The 18122-nt window shown below is 71.9% G+C and carries 14 protein-coding genes and 1 pseudogene; 9 read left to right on the top strand and 6 right to left on the bottom strand.

Annotated features, from left to right (window positions below; translation table 11 throughout):
• Both ACN6LD_RS36625 and ACN6LD_RS36620 read left to right on the top strand, forming a co-directional pair.
• A pseudogene (locus ACN6LD_RS36625) lies at positions 1-412 on the top strand (hypothetical protein); the annotation flags it as partial.
• Positions 413-640: 228 nt separating this feature from the next.
• Positions 641-2179 carry an FAD-dependent oxidoreductase gene (locus ACN6LD_RS36620; RefSeq protein WP_319189480.1) on the top strand — a complete coding sequence of 513 codons (1539 nt, stop codon included), beginning with the start codon at positions 641-643 and terminating at the stop codon, positions 2177-2179.
• A gap of 30 nt (positions 2180-2209) precedes the next feature.
• Here the strand turns inward: ACN6LD_RS36620 and ACN6LD_RS36615 are convergent, their stop codons facing one another.
• From ACN6LD_RS36615 to rhaI, 6 genes are all read right to left on the bottom strand, one after another.
• Entirely contained in the window at positions 2210-2902 is a 693-nt protein-coding gene (locus tag ACN6LD_RS36615) for a LutC/YkgG family protein (protein ID WP_319189482.1), read from the bottom strand.
• Positions 2899-4386 (bottom strand): LutB/LldF family L-lactate oxidation iron-sulfur protein, encoded by a 1488-nt coding sequence (locus tag ACN6LD_RS36610; RefSeq protein ID WP_319189484.1) that lies wholly within the window; start codon positions 4384-4386, stop codon positions 2899-2901. Before ACN6LD_RS36610 ends, ACN6LD_RS36615 begins: the two co-directional genes overlap by 4 nt.
• Positions 4383-5138 carry a (Fe-S)-binding protein gene (locus ACN6LD_RS36605; RefSeq protein ID WP_445045407.1) on the bottom strand — a complete coding sequence of 252 codons (756 nt, stop codon included), beginning with the start codon at positions 5136-5138 and terminating at the stop codon, positions 4383-4385. The genes ACN6LD_RS36610 and ACN6LD_RS36605 overlap by 4 nt, the downstream gene beginning before the upstream one ends.
• 73 nt (positions 5139-5211) lie before the next feature.
• A complete protein-coding gene (locus ACN6LD_RS36600) occupies positions 5212-6648 on the bottom strand; it encodes a rhamnulokinase (protein WP_415924859.1) in 1437 nt (478 codons plus the stop codon).
• A 5-nt stretch (positions 6649-6653) separates the two neighbouring features.
• Positions 6654-8693, bottom strand: coding sequence for a bifunctional aldolase/short-chain dehydrogenase (locus tag ACN6LD_RS36595; RefSeq protein WP_319189485.1), 2040 nt, complete (start codon positions 8691-8693; stop codon positions 6654-6656).
• Positions 8694-8832: 139 nt separating this feature from the next.
• The gene (gene rhaI / locus ACN6LD_RS36590) at positions 8833-9993 is read right to left on the bottom strand and encodes an L-rhamnose isomerase (RefSeq protein WP_445045406.1); all 1161 of its coding nucleotides are present in this window, start codon (positions 9991-9993) and stop codon (positions 8833-8835) included.
• Positions 9994-10267: 274 nt separating this feature from the next.
• Here rhaI and ACN6LD_RS36585 point away from each other — a divergent pair, with 274 nt between their 5' ends.
• From ACN6LD_RS36585 to ACN6LD_RS36555, 7 genes are all read left to right on the top strand, one after another.
• On the top strand, positions 10268-11785 hold the full coding sequence (locus ACN6LD_RS36585; protein ID WP_319189488.1) for a sugar ABC transporter ATP-binding protein: 1518 nt from the start codon (positions 10268-10270) through the stop codon (positions 11783-11785).
• On the top strand, positions 11782-12849 hold the full coding sequence (locus ACN6LD_RS36580) for an ABC transporter permease (RefSeq protein WP_445045405.1): 1068 nt from the start codon (positions 11782-11784) through the stop codon (positions 12847-12849). The genes ACN6LD_RS36585 and ACN6LD_RS36580 overlap by 4 nt, the downstream gene beginning before the upstream one ends.
• On the top strand, positions 12842-13834 hold the full coding sequence (locus ACN6LD_RS36575) for an ABC transporter permease (RefSeq protein ID WP_319189492.1): 993 nt from the start codon (positions 12842-12844) through the stop codon (positions 13832-13834). The genes ACN6LD_RS36580 and ACN6LD_RS36575 overlap by 8 nt, the downstream gene beginning before the upstream one ends.
• 42 nt (positions 13835-13876) lie before the next feature.
• On the top strand, positions 13877-14962 hold the full coding sequence (gene rhaS, locus ACN6LD_RS36570) for a rhamnose ABC transporter substrate-binding protein (RefSeq protein WP_266716330.1): 1086 nt from the start codon (positions 13877-13879) through the stop codon (positions 14960-14962).
• Between the two features lie 17 nt (positions 14963-14979).
• On the top strand, positions 14980-15300 hold the full coding sequence (locus ACN6LD_RS36565) for an L-rhamnose mutarotase (RefSeq protein ID WP_319189495.1): 321 nt from the start codon (positions 14980-14982) through the stop codon (positions 15298-15300).
• Positions 15301-15378: 78 nt separating this feature from the next.
• A complete protein-coding gene (locus ACN6LD_RS36560) occupies positions 15379-16803 on the top strand; it encodes a BNR repeat-containing protein (RefSeq protein ID WP_319189496.1) in 1425 nt (474 codons plus the stop codon).
• Positions 16804-16894: 91 nt separating this feature from the next.
• Positions 16895-17926, top strand: a complete 1032-nt coding sequence (locus ACN6LD_RS36555) for a LacI family DNA-binding transcriptional regulator (protein ID WP_445045404.1) — start codon at positions 16895-16897, stop codon at positions 17924-17926.
• Positions 17927-18122 lie beyond the last annotated feature (196 nt).

Below are 18122 nucleotides of genomic sequence, written 5' to 3'. Positions count from 1 at the left end.
CCCCCCCCTCCCCCCCCCCCCCCCCCCCGCGCTGTGCCGGGCGCACCTCACCCCGGCCGAGGAGGAGACGCTCCTCGGCTGGACCGTCCTGGTGCCGGTCTCCCTCGACCGGGAGGTGGAACTGCCGATCGGCAGCGCCTACGCGGACGAGACGCTGATCGCCGGAGCGCCGCAGGTCCTCGCCCTCGCCGAGCGGCTGGCCCGCGCTCTCGACCTGCCCCTGGACGCGATACCGGAGACCGGCGGCAACCTGGAACTGACGCGGTGGTTCCTGGACGGCGAGGCGAGCGAGGCGGCCGTGGCACGGCCGGGACCGTGGGCCGACGACCTTCAGGCGGCCTTCTACGTGGCCCTGTACCTGCGCGCCGCCCGGTACGCCCTGCGGCACGGCTGCCCGATCACCTGGTCCTGAGCGACGGCCGCAGCCGCGCGGCGCGCACGCCGGTGGGACCGGCAGCCGGCGCGGACCGGGAGCCCGCTTCGGACCGGGAGCCCGCTTCGGACCGGGAGCCCGCCTCGGATCGGGAGCCCGCCTCGGATCGGGAGCCGGCTCGCGATCGGGAGCCCTCGGAGAGCGGGAGCCGTCATCGCGGGGCGCGGGAGCCCGTGTGACCCGCCCGGCCGTGGGAACCCGGCGGACATGGACGATCACGCGCACCTCCACGGGTCGTACTGGCTGGACACCGCGCCCCCCGGCGACCCGCTGCCCCCGCCCGAGGGGCCGCTCACCGTGGACGTCGCGGTCGTCGGCGCGGGCATCGCCGGACTGAGCACCGCGTGGGAGCTGGCCCGGCGGGGGCTCTCCGTCGCCGTGCTGGAGGCGGACCGGATCGCGGCCGGGGTCACCGGGCACACGACGGCGAAGGTCAGCGCCCTGCACACCCTGGTCTACGACCGGCTGCGCCGCACCCGGGGGCCGGAGGCGGCCGCACTGTACGCCCGCTCGCAGTCGGAGGCCGTCCGGCACATCGCCGCGACCGCGGACACGCTCGGCGTCGACTGCGACTGGGAGGAGACGGCGGCCTACACCTACGTCGAGGACGCCTCCGGCACCGATGCCCTGAAGGCGGAGGCGGAGGCCGCGCGGGAGGCCGGGCTCCCGGCCGCGTACGTGACCGACACGGACCTGCCGTTTCCCGTCGCCGGCGCGGTCCGGGTCGCGGAGCAGGCGCAGTTCCACCCCCGCAAGTACCTCCTCGCCCTCGCCGACGACATCCGGCGGCTCGGCGGCACGATCCACGAGCAGACCCGGGTCACCGGCCTCACCGAGGGCGCCCCCTGTGTGCTCACCACCCGCTCGCCCGCGTCCGGGACCGAGGTGAGCGCCCGGTCCGTCGTCGTCGCCACCCACTACCCGGTCTTCGACCGGGCGCTGCTCTTCACCCGGCTCTCTCCGCGCCGCGAACTGGTCGTGGCCGCGCCGCTCGACGCCATCGGCGCCCCGCTCGGCATGTACATCACCCAGGAGCAGAACACCCGCTCGGTGCGCACGGCGCCGATGGACGACGGCCGGCGCCTGCTCATCGTGACGGGCGAGCACTTCACGCCGGGCTCCGGCGGTGACGTCGACGAGCGGTTCGCCCGCCTGTGCGCCTGGGCCACCGACCGCTTCGGCGACCTGACCTTCACCCACCGCTGGGCCACCCAGGACAACGACTCCACCGACTCCGTCCCGCTGGTCGGACCGCTGCACCCCGGCAGCCGCCACGCCTACGTGGCGACCGGCTTCGGCGGCTGGGGGATGAGCGGGGGCGTCATGGCCGGCCGTCTGCTGGCCGAGCAGATCACCGGCGGGACGACCCCCTGGGACGACCTGTACGACCCCCGCCGGCTCGCCTCCGTCGTCCGCGAGGGCGCCGCCTTCCTCAAGCAGCAGGCCGACGTGGCCCGGCACTTCGTCGGCGACCGGCTGCCCTCGCCCTCCGGGCCGTCCGTCGAGACCCTCGCACCGGGCGACGGCGCGGTGGTCCGGGTCGGCGGCGAGCGCTGCGCCGTCCACCGCGACGAGGACGGACAGCTCCACGCCCTGTCCGCACGCTGCACCCATCTGGGCTGCCTCGTCGCCTTCAACCGCGCCGAGCGGGCCTGGGAGTGTCCGTGCCACGGTTCGCGGTTCGACGTGCGGGGCGCGGTCGTGCAGGGCCCGGCGGTCGACCCGCTGGAGCCGCGCGAGCTCTGAACGCGGCAGGCGCGCCCGGCCCTGCCCGCCTCAGTCGATGAGGACGACCTCCAGCGTGCGCGGGCCGTGCACCCCCTCCACCCGGTCCAGCTCGATGTCGCTGGTCGCCGACGGACCGGAGATCCATGTCAACGGGCGGGCCGGGTCGAGCCGTTCGAGGGCCTGCGGCACGGACGACACGACCTGCCCGGGTACCCGCACCACGCACACATGGTGGTCGGGGACCAGGGTGACGCGGCGCCGGCCCTGACCGGGGCCGCCGTCCAGGACGATCGTCCCGGTCTCCGCGATCGCCACCGCACACGCCGTGACCACGCTGTCCACACCGTCCAGCTCGTGCGCGGTGCTCTCGGCCCGGTCCTCGATCCGCTCGGCGTCCGCCGCCGACAGCCAGGCGGGGTCCAGCCCCGCCGGCGCGAGGACCGACCTCGTCCCGTGGTCGGCGAGCAACCGGGCGATCAGAGAAGGGAGTTCGTCCTCGGTGCAGCGGTGCACGAGCGCCCGGTAGTCGGCCAGGTTCTCCGCCAGCAGCTCCGCCGTCTGTGCGGCGTCGCGCTCGCCGTGCTCCCGCAGGTACGACCGGGCCACGGCATCCTCGTACCCGGCGACCCCTCCGGACCCGTCGGGCGCTTCGGACCCGTCGGGCCGCTCCGACCCGTCGCCGCGCGGCACGTCGGCCAGCGCGCGCCGGACCCGGCCCAGAATCTGTTCCCTGCTGCTCACTTCGCCCTCCCCTCGCCGGCGTCGCCGCCGTTGGTCCGCTGCCACCAGTCGCGGAAGGGTTCCGCGGGCACGGGCGGAAGATCCCGGCTGCCGCTCCACGCCCGGCCCGGTCCGGGCAGAGTGCGGGGGTGCAGCCGGCGGGTGCGGGACGCCAGCCGCTGACCGGCGCGCAGCGCGCCGGGTCGGGCGAACGCCCAGCGGGCCGCCCGCATCGCCGCGCGCTCGGCGGCGTGGCCCTTGGCGGGCTTCAGCACCGTCCGGTTGCCCTCCAGGGTCACCGGCCCGCCCTGCACGACCCGTTCACGCAGGTGCACCAGCACCTCCGGGATGTCGATGGCGACCGGACAGACCTCGTAGCAGGCCCCGCACAGGGAGGAGGCGTACGGCAGCGAGGCGTCGATCTCACTGCCGGTGCCCCGCAGTTGAGGACTGAGGATGGCGCCGATCGGGCCCGGGTAGACCGAGCCGTAGGCGTGGCCGCCGGCCCGCTCGTACACGGGGCACACGTTCAGACAGGCCGAGCAGCGGATACAGCGCAGGGCCTGCCGGCCGACCTCGTCGGCGAGCGTGTCGGTGCGGCCGTTGTCCAGCAGCACCAGATGGAACGTCCGCGGACCGTCGCCGTCCGTGGTGCCCGTCCATGTCGAGGTGTAAGGGTTCATGCGTTCGGCCGTCGAGGAGCGGGGCAGCGTCTGGAGGAAGACCTCCAGGTCGCGCCAGGTCGGCACGATCTTCTCGATGCCGACGACGGAGATCAGCGTCTCGGGGAGGGTGAGGCACATCCGCCCGTTGCCCTCCGACTCCACGACCACCAGGGTGCCGGTCTCGGCGACCATGAAGTTCGCGCCGGAGACGCCGACCTTGGCGCGCAGGAACTTCTCCCGCAGGTGCAGGCGGGCCGCCTCGGCGAGCTCGGCGGGCGTGTCCGTGAGGCCCTCCGGGGCCGGACGCCCCCACTGGCTCATCTCCGCGGCGAAGATGTCCCGGATCTCGCCCCGGTTTCGGTGGATGGCCGGGACCAGGATGTGCGAGGGGCGGTCCTTGCCCAACTGCACGATCAGCTCGGCGAGATCGGTCTCGTAGGCCCGGATGCCCTCGGCCTCCAGCGCCTCGTTGAGCCCGATCTCCTGCGTCGCCATGGACTTGACCTTGACGACCTCGGACTCGCCGGTCTCCTTGACCAGCCGGGTGACGATCCGGTTGGCCTCGTCGGCGTCGGCGGCCCAGTGGACCGTGCCGCCGGCCGCGGTGACCGACTCCTCCAACTGCACCAGATACCGGTCGAGATGCCGCAGCGTGTGGTCCTTGATCTGCTTGCCGGCCTCGCGCAGGGCGGCCCAGTCGGACACCTCGGCGACCGCCGCCGCGCGCTTGGCGCGGATGGTGTGCGTGGCGTGCCGCAGATTGGCGCGCAGAGTCGTGTCGCCGACCGCCTCCCGGGCGGCCTCCGGAAACGCCGGCATGCCGACGAACGTCCCGCTCACAGCGCCGGCTCCGCTTCCGTACTCGCCAGGATCTCCGCGATGTGCACCGGCCGCATCCCGGTCCGCAGCCGGGTCATGGTCCCGCCGATGTGCATCAGACAGGAGTTGTCGGCCGCGCACAGCACCTCCGCGCCCGTCGACTCGGCGTTGCGCACCTTGTCGGCGCCCATCGCCGCCGAGACGTCGGAGTTCTTCAGCGCGAACGTGCCGCCGAAGCCGCAGCACTCGTCGGCGCCCGGCAGCTCCGTGAGCTCCAGCCCCCGGACCGCCTGGAGCAGCCGCCGCGGCCGGTCCCCGAGCCCCAGACCGCGCAGCCCGTGACAGGTCGGGTGATAGGTCACCGTGTGCGGGTAGTACGCGCCGACGTCGGTCACACCGAGCACGTCCACCAGGAACTCGGTGAGCTCGTACGTCTTCGGGACGACCGGGGCGAGGGTCGCGGCGAGCGTGTCTCCGCGCCCTTCCGCCCGGGCCCGCTCGCCCATCCGCGGGTACAGCTCCCGCACCATCGCCCCGCACGATCCCGACGGCGTCACGATCGCCTCGTATTCACCGAAGACATCGGAGAAATGCCGGGCGAGGGGTTCGGCCTCATGGCGGTAACCGGTGTTGTAGTGGGCCTGGCCGCAGCAGGTCTGCGCCATCGGGAAGTCGACCTCGACGCCCAGCCTGGTCAGCAGTTTCACCACGGCGCGGCCGGTGTCCGGATAGAGCGTGTCGTTGACACAGGTCAGGAACAGGGCGACACGCATCGCGGCTCCTCGGGGGTCGGTCATCGGATGAATGAAGAGTAGCCCGCCGGGGTGCTCCGGGGGAGTCCCCGTCTCACCGTGTGGTGAGACGGGCCTGCGCCTCCCGCCACCGCTCCGCGCCGCCGCGCGGCTCGTAGCGTGTCAGCGGCTGGGTGCGGGCGAGCAGCCGGCGCATGTCGGCACGGTCGCCGACCAGCCCGTGGGAGCGGGCCTGGACGAGCACGTTGCCGAGCGCGGCCGCCTCCGTCGGACCGGCCACCACCGGCAGTCCGCAGGCGTCGGCGGTGAGCTGGCACAGCAGCGTGTTGCGGGTGCCGCCGCCGACGATGTGGACCACGTCGACGGCATGGCCGGCCAGCCGCTGAGCCTCCTCGATCGCCCTGCGGTGCGCCAGGGCCAGGGAGTCGAGGATGCAGCGGGTGATCTCACCGGGGGTGCCCGGAACCGGCTGCCCCGAGGCGCGGCAGGCCTCGGCGATCCGTTCCGGCATCCGCCCGGGCGGCAGGAAGACGGCGTCCCCCGCGTCCACGACCGAGCGCAGCGCGGGCGCGGCTGCCGCGTCCCGCAGCAGGCCCGCCAGGTCGGGGTGGTCCCAGGCGCGCATGCACTCCTGGAGCAGCCACAGTCCCATGATGTTGCGCAGATAGCGGACCGTGCCGTCCAGCCCCAGCTCGTTGGTGAAGTTGGCGGCGCGGCTCTCCTCGGTGAGCACGGGCGCCGTGAGCTCCAGGCCGGCCAGCGACCAGGTGCCGGTGCAGATGTAGGCGAACCGCTCGTCGACGGCCGGGACGGCCGCCACGGCCGACGCGGTGTCGTGCGAGCCGACGGCAGTCACCGGCACCGGTCCGGTGAGGCCCGTCTCCTCCAGCACCTTCTCCCGCAGCAGTCCCGCCGGGTCGCCGGGCCGCCGCAGCGGGGCGAACAGCGTGAGGTCGATCCCGAGCCGGCCGGCGACGGCGTGCGACCAGTCGCCGGTGCGGGGGTCGATCAACTGCGTCGTCGAGGCGTTCGTCAGCTCCGTGCCCTGCTCGCCCGTCAGCCAGTACGCCAGCAGGTCGGGGATGAGCAGCAGCCGCCGCGCCTGCGCCAGCTGGGCCGTGGAGGCGGCGGCCGTCAGCTGGTAGAGCGTGTTGAACGGCGCGTACTGCAGACCGGTCGCCGCGTACAGCTCGGCCGCCGGCACGCTCGCCCACACCTTCTCGGCGACGCCCTCGGTGCGCGCGTCCCGGTAGTGCACCGGGTTGCCGAGCAGCGCCCCGTCGGCGTCCAGCAGACCGTAGTCGACGGCCCAGCTGTCGATGCCGACGGAGTCGACCTGGCCCGCCGCGCGCAGACCGTCCAGCACCCCCGCGTACAGGGACAGCACGTCCCAGCGCAGCCCCTCGGGGAGGCGGACCGGGCGGTTGGCGAAGCGGTGCGCCTCGGTCAGCTCCAGTGTGCCGGGGCCGACGCGGCCGACCATGACGCGCCCGCTCGACGCGCCGAGGTCGACGGCGGCGTACGACCGCACGGCCGTCACCGGAGGAACGCGGCTGCCACACCCGCGTCGACGGGGACATGGAGTCCGGTGGTGTGGGTGAGCTCGCCGCCGGTCAGCGCGAACACGGCGTTCGCCACGTGCTCGGGCAGCACCTCGCGCTTGAGGATGGTCCGCTGCGCGTAGAACTCGCCCAGCTTCTCCTCCTCGATGCCGTAGGTGGCGGCCCGCTGGGCGCCCCAGCCGCCGGCGAAGATGCCCGAGCCGCGCACCACGCCGTCGGGGTTGACCCCGTTGACGCGGATGCCGTGCTCGCCCAGTTCGGCCGCGAGCAGCCGCACCTGGTGGGCCTGGTCGGCCTTGGTGGCGGAGTAGGCGATGTTGTTGGGCCCGGCGAAGACGGCGTTCTTCGAGGCGATGTAGACGATGTCGCCGCCGAGGCGCTGCGCGATCATCGTGCGCGCCGCCTCGCGCGAGACGAGGAAGGACCCGCGGGCCATGATGTCGTGCTGGAGGTCCCAGTCCTTCGCCGACGTCTCCAGCAGCGGCTTGGAGATCGAGATTCCGGCGTTGTTGACGACCAGGTCGACCCCGCCGAAGGCGAGCGCGGCGGCCTCGAAGGCGGCGGCGATCTGCTCCTCGGACGTCACGTCGACGGTGACCGCGGCGGCCCTGTCGGGTCCGCCGAGCTCCTCGGCGACGGCGGCGGCGTTCTCGCCGTCGAGATCGGCGACGACCACGCAGGCGCCCTCGGCGGCCAGCCGGTGCGCGATCGCCTTGCCGATCCCGCTGCCGCCTCCCGTCACCAGGGCGACCCGGGTGGCGAGCGGCTTGGGTTTCGGCATCCGCTGGAGCTTGGCCTCCTCGAGCGCCCAGTACTCGATGCGGAACTTCTCCGACTCCTCGATCGGCGCGTACGAGGACACCGCCTCGGCGCCCCGCATCACGTTGATCGCGTTGACGTAGAACTCGCCGGCCACCCGGGCGGTCTGCTTGTCCTTGCCGAAGGAGAACATGCCCACGCCGGGCACCAGCACGATCGCCGGGTCGGCGCCGCGCATCGCGGGGGAGCCGGGCTCGGCGTGCCGCTCGTAGTAGGCGGCGTACTCCTCGCGGTAGGCGGTGTGCAGCTCGCCGAGCCGGGCCACGGCGTCCTCCAGCGGCGCGGTCGGCGGCAGGTCCAGGACCAGCGGCCGCACCTTGGTGCGCAGGAAGTGGTCGGGGCAGGAGGTGCCGAGCGCGGCGAGCCGCGGGTGCTCGGCCCGCGCGGTGAAGTCGAGGACGACGTCCGAGTCGTCGAAGTGCCCGACCTGCGGCCGGTCCTGCGAGGCGATCGCCCGCACGTGCGGCGCGAGCGCGGCCGCACGCTTGCGGCGCTCGCCCTCGGGCAGCGGGCCGTAGCCCTCGAGGACGGGGCCGAAGGGCTCGGCCCTGCCCTTCTCGGCGAGGAACGCCTCGGCGGTGCGGATGATGTGCAGCGAGTTGCGCTCGCACTCCTCGGCGCTGTCGCCCCAGGCGGTGATGCCGTGACCGCCGAGGATCACGCCGATGGCCTGCGGGTTGGCCGCCTTGATGGCGGCGATGTCCAGGCCCAGCTGGAACCCGGGGCGCCGCCACGGTACCCAGGCGACCGCGTCGCCGAAGCACTCGGCGGTCAACTTCTCCCCGTCGGCGGCGCAGGCGAGCGCGATGCCGGAGTCCGGGTGCAGGTGATCGACGTGCGGGGCGTCGACGAGTCCGTGCATCGCGGTGTCGATGGACGGGGCGGCCCCGCCCTTGCCGTGCAGGCAGTAGTCGAACGCGGCGACCATCTCGTCCTCGCGCTCGACCCCCGGGTAGACGTCACGCAGCGCCCGCAGCCGGTCCAGCCGCAGCACGGCCAGTCCGGCCTCGGTGAGCGTGCCGAGGTCGCCGCCCGACCCCTTCACCCACATCAGCTCGACGTCCCCGCCGGTGACGGGGTCGGTGTCGGAGCCCTTCGCGGACGTGTTGCCGCCGGCGTAGTTCGTGTTGCGGGGATCGGCGCCGAGCCGGTTCGACCGGGCGAGGAGAGCGGCGGCTTCGGGGTGGGTGGTCATGCGGAGTCCTTACTTCTCGAACGCGGGTGGCATAGCGCCCCGAGGGGCGCGGGGTGGTATCGGCATGCGGCTCCGCCGCCGGGGCGGCCCGCCTCGACGGGCCCGCAGTCCGCGACGCACGGGCGGCGGCGGTGGACGTCTACGCGCCCCAACCGGCCTGGTCCCCTCCCACCCGCTCGGCGACGATCTTCTGCGCCCACCCGGACGCGCGGTAGGCCGCGATGGGGTCGGGGTTCAGTCCGCTCTCCTCGCGCACCTCGCGCAGCAGCGGCCGTACGTCTGTGTTGTACGCGTCCATCAGGACGGCGTTGGCTTCCAGCACGTCGCCGCCGGCCTGGGCGTCGGCCAGGGCCGAGGCGTCGACGAGCAGCGCCTTGGCGGTCGCCTCCTGGACGTTCATCACGGAGCGGATGATCGCCGGGATCTTGGCCTCGATGTTGTGGCACTGGTCGAGCATGAACGCCACGTCGGAGGTGAATCCGCCGCCGCGCACCACCTCGTACATGATCCGGAACAGCTGGAAGGGGTCCGCCGCGCCCACCATCAGGTCGTCGTCGGCGTAGAACCGGGAGTTGAAGTCGAACCCGCCGAGCTTCCCCTCGCGCAGCAGTGTGGCGACGATGAACTCGATGTTGGTTCCGGGCGCGTGGTGCCCGGTGTCGACCACGACCTGCGCCTTGGGGCCCAGCTTCAGACAGTGCGCGTACGCCGTGCCCCAGTCCGGGACGTCCGTCGCGTAGAACGCCGGCTCGAAGAACTTGTACTCCAGCAGCATCCGCTGCCCGTCGCCCAGCCGCTCGTACACCTCGGCGAGGCCCTCCGCGAGCCGGTCCTGGCGCGCGCGGAGATCGTCCTGGCCGGGATAGTTCGTGCCGTCCGCGAACCACAGCTTCAGGTCGGTGGAGCCCGTCGCGTCCATGATGTCGACGCACTCGAGCAGGTGGTCGACGGCCTTGCGGCGCACCGCCGCCTCCGGGTGGCAGATGCTGCCCAGCTTGTAGGCGTCGTCCTGGAAGGTGTTGGAGTTGATGGCCCCGAGCTTCACGCCCCGGTCCTCGGCGTGCTTGGCCAGCGCGGAGTAGTCCTCCACCTTGTCCCACGGGATGTGCAGTGCGACGGTCGGGGCCGCCCCGGTGACCGCGTGCACCTGTGCGGCGTCGTCCAGTTTCTCCTGCGGGGTGCGCGGAACTCCCTGCTGGGCGAACACCTTGAAACGGGTCCCCGAGTTCCCGTACGCCCATGACGGCGTCTCGACGGCCTGGGTCTTCAGCGCGGCCTTCACGGCGACGAGGTCGGTCACTTCGGGCTCCTGTGACATCAGTCCGAGATCGACTCTCGGATGAAACGATTCAGAACGGGAAGCTATGAGGCTGCCGAGCGGGTGTCAACCCCCCAGGCCAGGCGTGCTCACCGTGACCCGTGCGTGACCTTCGGGTATCGAAAACTTTTCGACACGTACCCATTGACGCGACATGCCCGGGATGCCTAACGTCCCGGCCATCCAGTTGAAACCTTTCACGACACCGCGGCGGCCCCGAGCGGCCCGGCCGGCGGTCGTCGTCGAGGAGCCACCCATGACCCACCCGTCCGACACAGGACCGCCCCCGGTGCTGGCACTGAGGGACGTGAGCAAGTCCTTCGGCGCCGTACGCGCCCTGCGGGGCGTCTCCCTGGAGCTGTTTCCCGGCGAGGTGCACGCCCTCGCCGGCGAGAACGGCGCGGGCAAGTCGACCTTGATCAAGACCCTTGCGGGGGTGCACCGACCGGACGCCGGCCGGGTGCTGCTCGACGGCGAGCCCGTCGTCTTCCACGGTCCCGGCGACGCCCGCGACGCCGGAATCGCGGTGATCTACCAGGAGCCCACGCTCTTCCCCGACCTGTCGATCGCCGAGAACATCTTCATGGGCCGCCAGCCCCGGCGGGCCCTCGGCCGCATCGACCACAAGGCCACCCACGCCGCCACCGCAGCCCTCATGCAGCGCCTCGGCGTCGACCTCGACCCCGAGCGCCCGGCGCGCGGACTGTCCATCGCCGACCAGCAGATCGTCGAGATAGCCAAGGCGCTCTCCTTCGACGCCCGCGTCCTGATCATGGACGAGCCCACCGCCGCCCTCACCGGCAGCGAGGTCGCCCGGCTCTTCGGAGTCGTGCGCACCCTGCGCGAACAGGGCGCGGCCGTGCTGTTCATCTCGCACCGGCTCGAGGAGATCTTCGAGATCTGCCAGCGGGTGACCACCCTGCGCGACGGGGCGTGGATCGCCGGCGAGCCGATCGAGGGCATGACCGAGGACGACCTGGTCCGCCGGATGGTCGGACGCGATCTCGACGAGCTCTACCCCAAGCAGGACGTCACACCGGGCGAGGTCGCCCTGAGCGTCCGCCGGCTGACCCGCGAGGGCGTCTTCACCGACGTCTCCTTCGAGGTCCGGCGCGGCGAGATCGTCGGCCTCGCCGGACTCGTCGGCGCCGGCCGCACCGAGGTCGCCCGGGCCGTCTTCGGCATCGACCGCTGGGACGCCGGCGAGGTCTCGGTGGACGGCCGCCCGCTCACCAACGGAGCCCCCTCCACCGCGATGTCCGCCGGCCTCGCCCTGGTCCCCGAGGACCGGCGCGCCCAAGGCCTGGTGATGGACATGTCCATCGAGCGCAACATCGGCCTCACCGGTCTGCGCACCACGGTGAAGGCCGGACTGATGGACCGCGGCGCCGAACGCAGCCGCTCCCTCGACTGGGCGGTCAAGCTCCAGGTGAAGTACGCCCGGATCGCCGACAGCGTCAACACCCTCTCCGGCGGCAACCAGCAGAAGGTCGTGCTCGCCAAGTGGCTGGCAACCGGCCCGAAGGTGCTGATCGTCGACGAGCCGACGCGCGGCATCGACGTCGGCACCAAGGCCGAGGTCCACCGGCTGCTGAGCGAGCTGGCCGCCGACGGGGTCGCCGTCCTGATGATCTCCTCCGACCTGCCCGAGATCCTCGGCATGGCCGACCGCGTGCTGGTGATGCACGAGGGCCGGCTCACCGCCGAGATCGCCCGCACCGACGCCAGCGAGGAAACCGTGATGGCCGCAGCCACCGGGAGGGCCGCCGCATGACGGTGACCACTCCCCACGAGGCCCCCGTCGCAGGGACGCCGAAATCCAACGGCACCCGGCTTGCCGACCGCGTCTTCAAGATGCGCGAACTCGCCATCCTGGTCGTCTTCCTGGTGATGATCGCCGTCACCCAGGCCGGCAACAGCGAGTTCCTCTCCGAGCAGGGCATCAAGGACCTGCTGCTGAACGCGACCATCCTGGTGCTGGTCGCCACCGGCCAGTCCCTGGTCGTCATCACCCGCAACGTCGACCTCTCGGTCGGCTCCACCCTCGGCATCAGCGCCTTCGCCGCCGGCACCTATCTGCACGGCGGCGGCAACCCGGTGGTCGCGATCGCCCTGGCGGTCCTGCTGGGCGTCGGCTTCGGGCTGCTCAACGGCCTGCTGGTCAGCCTCGGTCAGGTGCCCGCCCTGGTCGTCACCCTCGGCACGCTGTACATCATCCGCGGCATCGACTCCATCTGGGTCGGCTCCCGGCAGATCACCGCGGCCGACCTGCCGGACTCCTTCGTCGACTTCGGCTCCGGCGGCCTCTCGGCGGTGCCCTGGCTGGCACTCATCGCGGTCGCCGTCCTGATCGCGACGGCCTACTACCTCAAGCACTTCGGCAGCGGACGCGAGCTGTACGCGCTCGGCTCCAACCCCGAAGCCGCCCGGCTCGCCGGCATCCCGGTCCGCAAGCGGATCCTCGCCGCCTACACGTTCTGCGGCGGCCTCGCCGGTCTCGCCGGCGCCATGTACCTGGCCCGGTTCGGCAACGTCGACTCCGGGACCGGCAACGGCTACGAACTCACCGTCGTCAGCGCGGTCGTGGTCGGCGGCGTCGTCTTCACCGGCGGCTCCGGCAGCGTCTACGGCGCAGCGCTCGGCGCGCTGCTCCTCACCTCCATCAACAGCGTCCTGCCCGCCCTCGGCGTCAGCTCGGTCTGGGTGCTCGCCATCAACGGCGTGCTGCTCCTGCTCGCCATCGCGGTCGACCGGATCGTGGCGCTGCGGGTGGCGTCCGCCCTGAAGAAGAAGTCGGCCTCCGCGCCGGCCGTAGCCAAGGGAGAGGTCCGTGCCTGAGTCCCTGGCCCGCGCGATCCGCTGGGACACCGTCGTGGGCGCCCTCCTGATCGTCCTGCTGCTGTTCTCCTTCTCCTTCGTGGACGGCTTCGGCAACGCGCTGAACCTGTCCTTCCTGATCGGCAACACCCTGCCGATCGCCCTGATCGCCCTGCCGATGACCCTGTTGGTGGTCTCCGGCGAGATCGACCTCTCGGTCGCCTCCACGGCCGGCCTGTCCGGCGCGGTCATGGGCGCCCTGTGGAACCAGGGGCTGACCCTCGAGGCGATCATCCCGATCTGCCTGCTGCTGGGCGTGGTGTGCGGACTGGTCAACGGTCTGCTCGTGACGCGCCTCGGCCTGCCCTCCCTCGCCGTCACCATCGGCACCCTCGCCGCCTACCGGGGCATCGCGCAGATCGTGCTCGGCTCCGACGCGGTGACCGACTTCCCCACCCAGTACCTGGACTTCGCGGCCGGAAGGGTCGGGGACAGCTTCCTCCCGCAGGCGTTCCTGCCCTTCGTGGTCCTGCTCGCGATCGGGGTGGTCGTCCTGCACGCCACCCCGTTCGGCCGCTCGCTCTTCGCGACCGGCGCCAGCGAGGAAGCCGCCCGGTTCGCCGGCATCCGCGTCAAGCGGCAGAAGCTCATCCTGTTCACGGTGACCGGCCTGATGGCCTCCCTCACCGGCATCTTCTGGGCCCTGCACTACGCCAGCGCCCGCTACGACAACGCCACCGGCCTCGAACTCTCCGTCGTCGCGGCGGTGTTGCTCGGCGGCATCGACTTCGACGGCGGCAAGGGCACGTTGGGCGGCGCCATCGCGGGAGTGTTCCTCCTCGGCGCACTGCAGAACGTGATGAGCCTCCTCAACGTCTCCGCCCAGTCGCAGATCGTCGTCACGGGCGTCCTGCTCGTCGTCTCCGTGCTCGGCCCCCGGGTCGCACGCCAGATCTCCGTCGCGAGGGCGGGCCGTAGAGCCGCTGCCTCGACCCCGACGGTCTGAGAATCACCCGCCCCACCCTCCTCAGTAAGGACTCACATCACCATGCGCAAGTCATCGCTCCGCCGTGCCTGTGCGGCCCTCGCCGCAGTCTCCTCCCTCGCCCTCGCCGCCACCGCCTGCGGCGGCACCACCAAGGAGGACGTGAAGAACGAGAGCACCGGCGCGGCCGCCGCCGCCACCGGCAAGGCCGACCCGAACGCGGCCACCAAGAAGGGCCTGACCGTCGGCTTCCTGCCCAAGCAGGTCAACAACCCCTACTTCACCTCCTCCGACAAGGGCGGCGAGGCGGCCCTGAAGGAGCTGGGCTCCGACTACAAGGAGGTCGGACCCTCCAGCGCCACCGACACCTCCAGCCAGGTCTCCTACGTCAACACCCTGACCCAGCAGCAGGTCGACGCGATGGCCGTGTCCGCCCAGGACCCGGGCGCCCTGTGCACCGCGCTCAAGCAGGCCATGAGCAACAAGATCAAGGTCGTCACCTACGACTCCGACACCAACCCCGAGTGCCGCAACGCCTTCGTCTCGCAGGCGTCCGCCGAGGACCTCGGCCGCACCGAGGTGCAGCTGCTCGCCGAACAGATCGGCTACAAGGGCGAGATCGCGATCCTGTCGGCCGCGCAGACCGCGACCAACCAGAACGTCTGGATCGACTTCATGAAGAAGGAGCTGGCGGACCCGAAGTACAAGGACGTCAAGCTGGTCAAGGTCGCCTACGGCAACGACGACGCCCAGCAGTCCTTCCAGCAGACCCAGGGCCTGCTGCAGCAGTACCCGAACCTGAAGGGGATCATCTCCCCGACCACCGTCGGCATCAAGGCGGCCGCACAGTACCTGTCGGGTTCCAAGTACAAGGGCAAGGTCAAGCTGACGGGTCTCGGCACCCCGAACGACATGCGCACCTACGTCAAGAACGGCACCGTCGACGCCTTCGAGCTGTGGGACCCGGCGAAGCTCGGCGCACTGGCCGCCCAGACCGCGGTGGCGCTGGTCTCGGGCCAGATCACCGGCGCCGAGGGCGAGACCTTCAAGGCCGGCGGCGCGGAGTACACCATCGGCAAGAACGGCGTGATCAACCTCGGCAAGCCGACCGTCTTCGACGCCAAGAACATCGACCAGTTCAACTTCTAGGTCTGGAGCGGTACTTCATGCAGCGCGTCTGTTTCCTGCTCAAGGTCCGACAGGACCGCCTCGCCGAGTACCGCGAACGCCACGCGGCCGTGTGGCCGGAGATGCTCGAAGCTCTCTCGGCCACCGGCTGGCACAACTACTCGCTCTTCCTGAGAGACGACGGCCTGCTCGTCGGGTACCTGGAGACCGAGGACTTCGCCGCAGCCCGGGCCGGCATGGAGGCCACCGACGTCAACGCCCGCTGGCAGGCGGAGATGGCCCCGTTCTTCGAGTCCCTTGACGGCTCCCGGCCCGACGAGGTGATGAAGCCCCTCACCGAGGTCTTCCACCTCGCCTGAGACCCGCTCCCGAAGACAGCCGACACCCCCACCCCCCACCCCGTTCCCTGCTCTCGCACGACAACGGAGTCCCCCGCGATGAGACGACGCACCCTGCTCGCCGGCGCCCTCCTCGGCGCCGCAGCCTCTCCCGTGCTGGCCGCCGGCGCCGCACGCGCCGCCGACCCCGGCCCCTCGGTCACCAGGAGGACGACCACGCAACTCGACGCCCAAGCCGTGTTCTTCGTCTCCTACGACGGCCTCGTCAACAACAACTCGTTCCAGAAGAACGGCCTGCTGACCTACAAGGGCTACCAGTACGCCACCTGGTACACCTCCACCCGGAACGCGGTCGTCGCCCGCCGGGTCCTGGGCGCCACCACCTGGTCCACGGTGACGCTGGCGCACCAGCTCAAGTCCAGCGACTCGCACAACGTCATCTCCATGGGCGTGTCCAAGGCCGACGGCCGGCTCCACCTCAACATGGACTCCCACAGCGACGGCTTCTTCTACGTCAAGTCGGTCGCCGGACTCCTCGACAACCCGGCGACCACGTCCTGGACGTCGTCCGTGTTCGGCGCCGTCCAGACCACCCTCGACGGACTCGCGCTCACCTCCCAGTTCACCTACCCGCAGTTCGTCTCCACCCCCGAGGGCAGGCTCCAGCTCAGCTACCGGGTCGCCATATCCGGCAACGGCCGCAACGCGCTCGCCGAGTACGACGGTTCGACGTGGCAGAACCTCGGCGAGTGGTCCAGCTCCACCGGGACCTACACCAGCGAGCACGGCTCCAGCACGGCCCGCAACATGTACCTGCACGGCATCGACTACGACGTCAACGGCCGACTGCACTCGTTCTTCACCTGGCGCGAGCAGAACGGCGCCGTGATGTGCTCCGGCGGCGGCATCACCAACCACGACACGGGCTACGTCTACTCCGACGACCGAGGCCGGACCTGGCGCAACAACGCGGGCGCGGTCGTGGGCGTCACCGGCGGCTCCGACAAGGTGGCGGTCACGGACGGCGGGCTCGTCGTGGACGCGCTCAACCCCGACCACTCGCTGATGAACCAGGAGAGCCAGGCCACCGACTCCGCGGGCCGGCCGCACGCGATCATCAGCTACGTACCCGGCCGCTTCGGCCAGTGCACCACCGACTACGTCAGCGACCGCACCGCCAACGGCCGCGCCTTCCACCTGCGCAAGAACGCCTCCGGCAGCTGGCAGAAGACGGAGATCCCGGTCGTCCTCGGCTCCAGCCAGCGCACCAAGCTCATCCTGGACAAGTACGACAACGCGTACGCCGTCTTCCCGTTCGGCAGGATCGCCGGCGCCTCGAAGGCCTCCGGGTACACCGACTGGAAGATCCTCTTCGACGGCAGCGGCCTCAACGCCTTCGGCGAGGTCGTCATCGACGAGATGCGGGTCAAGGCAGACAACACGCTGTCGTTCATGTACCAGGAGAAGTCGAGCGGGACGACCCCGTCGGCGCTCCACGTCATCGACTTCACGCTGCCCGCATGACCGGCGCACCGGCTCGGCCAGGGGCCAGGCGGCATGACGGTAATGTGAAGGCCGTCCCGCCGTGCCCCGTTCACCTGGAGGTTCACGCCTGATGGCCCAGTCGGTGGGTATCAAGGACGTCGCCCGTGCTGCCGGAGTCTCCGTCGGCACGGTGTCCAACGTCATCAACCGCCCGGACACCGTCGCCACGGAGACCCGTGCCCGGGTGCTCTCGGCGATAGACCGCCTCGGATACGTCCGCAGCGAGTCGGCCCGCCAGCTGCGCGCCGGACGCAGCCGGATCATGGGGCTGCTCGTCCTCGACATGGGCAACCCGTTCTTCGTGGACGTCGCCCGCGGAGCCGAGCGCGCAGCCCGGGACGCCGGACTCGGCGTCATGGTCTGCAACAGCGCCGAGAGCGCGGGCGAGGAGGCCGAGTACCTGTCGCTCTTCGCCGAGCAGCGGGTGCGCGGAGTGCTGCTCACCCCGGCGGACGCGACCGGCCGCAACATCGAGTCCTTCCGCCGGCACGGCATCCCCTTCGTCCTCGTCGACCGGGTCTCCGAGGGCACCGCCGAGTGCTCGGTGTCGGTGGACGACGTGGCGGGCGGCGCGCTCGCGGTACGGCACCTGATCGACGCCGGCCACCGCTCGATCGCCTATGTCAGCGGCCCGCCCGGCTTCACGCAGGTCCGCGACCGCCGCACCGGCGCGCTGGCCGCGCTCGCCGAGGCGGGCCTCGGCCCGGAGCGGCTGCGCGAACTGCCCACCGAGCGGCTCGACGTCGCCGCCGGCCGTGACGCGGGCGCCCGTCTGCTGGGCCTCGCCGACCGCCCGACCGCCGTGTTCTGCGCCAACGACCTGCTCGCGCTCGGCGTGTTGCAGGCCATGTACGCGGCAGGCGTGGGCGTCCCCGAGGACCTCGCCATCGTCGGCTACGACGACATCGAGTTCGCGGCCGCGGCGGCGGTCCCCCTCACCTCCGTCCGGCAGCCCGCCGTCACCATGGGCGCCCTGGCCGCCGAGATGCTGCTGGAGGAGACCGAGGAGGGACACGAGGGCGGGAGGCGGGCCCACGAACACCGCCGCGTGGTCCTGCAGCCGGAACTGGTGGTCCGCCGCTCGAGCCTGTCGGCCCGCTGACCGGCCACCGCGGCCGCCCCGCCGCGCGGCCCGCCTGTGCCGTCGGCTCCGCCCCTCCCGGGTCGCAGGCTCGGCCCGCCCATGGCGCGGCTCCGCCGTGGCCACTGCCGGGCTTGGCAGTCGGTGCCCGTGCTGAGTCGCTGTTCAGCAGCCGGGTGATCCCCGCGCTTCGACGTCGGCCGCCGATGTGCTGAAG

The sequence above is a fragment of the Streptomyces sp. SAS_272 genome, assembly GCF_052543235.1.
Note: the sequence above shows the minus strand (reverse complement) of the source record. Positions and strands in the feature narration are given on the sequence as shown.